This window comes from Chitinophaga sp. (assembly GCF_036569125.1).
In the GTDB taxonomy this organism is placed as follows: domain Bacteria; phylum Bacteroidota; class Bacteroidia; order Chitinophagales; family Chitinophagaceae; genus Chitinophaga.
Window position 1 is genome coordinate 1 of record NZ_DATCRF010000337.1, and the last position, 3,368, is coordinate 3,368.

Here is a 3,368-nt window from a genome sequence, read left to right on the forward strand (position 1 = left end):
GGTCTTTTCAGATCAACAGACCAGGGTGCTACCTGGACCAGGCTGAATGACGACGCCCACGAGTTTGCAGGCGCGCCATTGCTGGTTGGTGATATGAACGTTGCCGGAAGGGTATACATGAGCGCCGGCGGCGGAAGAGGATTGATTTACTGGGAGCCTGCCGCCTGTACGCCTACTGCCATCACACCCTATGTAAATATTAATAACGGAACCTGGCAGCAGACCGCCAACGCTTCTTTAGCTGCAGGCGGCAGCGTACAGTTTGGCCCTCAGCCCACGCAGGGTGGATCCTGGAGCTGGACCGGGCCCAATAATTTTAGCGCAGCTACGCGGGAAATATATCTATCAAATGTGCAGTCCAGCCAGGCAGGCAACTACGTGGCCACCTATACGAACAGCGGGGGATGCAAAAGCACGCAGACCTTTAACATCACCCTCACCGGCTCTTTAATGAGATCAGGGATGAGCGATACTTCAGCTGCCGGCATATCACAGAAGATCAGCGTTAATGAAGATGCGGTTAGCATTTATCCGAATCCTGCCAGTGAAGGAAGGTTTAGCATCCTGCTTAAGGAGATCCCGGCACATGCGATCGTGCGGGTCTATGATAACCAGGGCAGAATGCTTTATGAAAGGAAAACGCAGGGCAGTAACAAGATAGAGGTTGATGCCCGGCTGAATGCAGGGTTTTACATTGTTACAATAGATTCGAACGGATCCAGCTTCACGAAGAAGCTGATCGTTCATTAACAGGTCTTACACGGGAAAATGGGAATGCTTCCAACAAAGCATTCCCATTTTCCTAATTTATTTCTTAACCAGATAATAGCAGTGTGGGGCAGGGTTATACTTGTGCAAATGAGGTATGTACAGATACTACGGAAAATTTCTTTGAATTTGATAAAATTGTCGGTTATTATGGTTATGAAAATGGGTTTTAAAAGTACAGTTCTTTTAGTTTGGCTCCTGGTGGGCATGAATACCTGGGGCATGGGAACAATGGATCAGCTGCAGGCGCAGCAGCTGGCTCAATTGCAAAGTCCGGACAAGTCCATTGCGCTCAATGTATCCTTATCCGCTGCAGGTGAAATTCAATACAGGATCCAAAGGTCCGGTGTTGATATCATTCAGCCTTCGGCTTTGGGAGTGATGATGAAGGGGCATGATTTTACACAAGGCATGAAACTGGTCACGGTATCCAAACCGCAACGTATAGCGGATAGCTATCAAACGAAGAATGCAAAGAAAAGCAGCATTCTTTACCAGGCCAATCAATTGGTGTTGTCTTTTGCGAATGAAGAAAAGAAGAAAATGGATATCATTTTCCGCTTATCCAACGACGGGGTGGCTTTCCGGTATTCTTTTCCCTGGATAAAAGATAATGAAACGATCGTTAAAGAAAGCTCCTCCTTTACATTTGATAAAGGAACAAAAGCCTGGCTGCAGCCCATGAGTGAAGCAAAAACAGGTTTCGAGCATTGTCACCCGTCTTATGAAGAACATTATTTGCAGGACATTCCTGTTGGCACCGTATCGCCGTTAAAGTCAGGCTGGGTATACCCTGCTTTGTTTAAAACCAATGATACCTGGGTGTTGATCAGCGAAGCAGCGCTGGATGGCACTTATTGCGGTACAAGATTGATCAACGATTCTGCCTCAGCTGTTTATTCGATCGGCTTTGCCGATCCAAGGGAAGTGTTCACCGGTGGCGGCTATTTACCGGAAAACAATAAGCCCTGGCGTACACCCTGGCGTATTATAGCCATTGGAAGTTTAAAAACAATTGCAGAATCAACATTGGGTACCGATCTGGCGCCGTCAGCAGTGTTAAAGGATGCCTCTTTTGTAAAAACCGGAAAAGCCAGCTGGAGCTGGATCAACAGCAAGGATGATAACATCACTTTCGATGAGCAAAAAAAGTATATTGACTATGCCAATGACATGCACTGGCAATATTGCCTGATAGATGCCGACTGGGATACCAAGATCGGGTATGATAAAGTTGCGGAGCTCTCAGCCTATGCAAAACAAAAGCATGTTGGATTGCTGTTATGGTACAATTCTGCGGGAGACTGGAACACGATCAAATATCATCCTAAAGATGTTTTGCTTACAAAGGAGGGAAGGGAGAAAGAATTCAGCCGGCTGCAGGCATTGGACATTAAAGGCATAAAGGTTGATTTCTTTGGTGGCGATGGCCGGAGCATGATCCAATACTACATTGACATTTTGAATGATGCTGCAAAACATAAGCTGCTGGTGAACTTTCACGGCGCTACATTGCCCAGAGGCTGGCAAAGAACCTACCCTCATCTGATGACAGCCGAAGCAATTTATGGGATGGAGATGGTAACCTTTGACCAGAAAGCAGCCGATCTGCAGGCCAACCATTGTGCTATGCTGCCGTTCACCAGGAACGCATTTGACCCAATGGATTTTACGCCCATGAACCTTACGGGGCTTACATCGTCTAATTGTACCAGGAGAACCACTCCCGCCTTTGAGCTGGCGCTTTCGGTTTTATTCTTATCGGGCATACAGCATTATGCACAATCACCGGAAGGAATGGTGCAGGTACCTGATGATGTGAAATCGTTCTTAAAAAAGCTTCCCGACAACTGGGATGATGTGAGATTTTTGGATGGCTACCCCGGGAAATACGCTGTCATAGCCAGGCGAAGCGGTAACCGCTGGTATATTGCCGGCATTAATGGAGATAACAGTGAAAAGAAAATTAATCTTGACCTTACCTCATTTAAGAAAGGAAAGGCAACCCTGTTCACAGACGGTGCAAAAAATGAGCTGTTTTCAAAAACAGAGCTGAACACAGCACAACAAAAGCAGCTTGATCTTACTTTGAATGCAAGCGGTGGGTTTGTAATGGTGCTTGAGTGATTGGTTTGGAACAAATAAATTAACGTTATAAAAAATGAAATGAGTTACAGGCATTTGTTTATTTCGATCGTATTTATTGTTGCCGGCCATATCTGCCAGGCACAAACAGATAAGGGTTCATTTAAAGCAGACACTGTACCCACTTTCCCTGATCCGCCTGCCGGATTTAATGTGCAGCGCAGTAATGTACCTCACGGAAAATTAGCAGTGGTTCAGTATAGCTCAAAAACGCTCGGGAAGCTCCGGGAAATGTGGGTATATACACCTCCGGGATATTCCGCTGATAAGAAATATCCCGTGTTATATCTGTTGCATGGTTTGGGCCAGGACTACCGTCAATGGACGGAGTGGTGCCAGGCAGATAATGTTGTGGATAACCTGATCGCAGATGGTAAAATTCAGCCGGTAGTAATGGTTTTTCCCAATTGCGATACTAAGCTCACTGTAACAGACACCTCATCTGCCGGCCGTTC

General features: G+C 46.2%; 3 protein-coding genes. All 3 read left to right on the top strand.

Annotated features, from left to right (window positions below):
• Window positions 1–750, top strand: a 750-nt coding sequence (locus VIM87_RS12430) for a T9SS type A sorting domain-containing protein (protein ID WP_331997305.1), incomplete at its 5' end; no start/stop codon positions are given.
• Window positions 751–990: 240 nt separating this feature from the next.
• Window positions 991–2,895, top strand: a complete 1,905-nt coding sequence (locus VIM87_RS12435) for a glycoside hydrolase family 97 protein (protein ID WP_331997306.1) — start codon at window positions 991–993, stop codon at window positions 2,893–2,895.
• Window positions 2,896–2,934: 39 nt separating this feature from the next.
• The coding region (locus tag VIM87_RS12440) for an alpha/beta hydrolase (protein WP_331997307.1) at window positions 2,935–3,368 on the top strand (434 nt) is incomplete at its 3' end.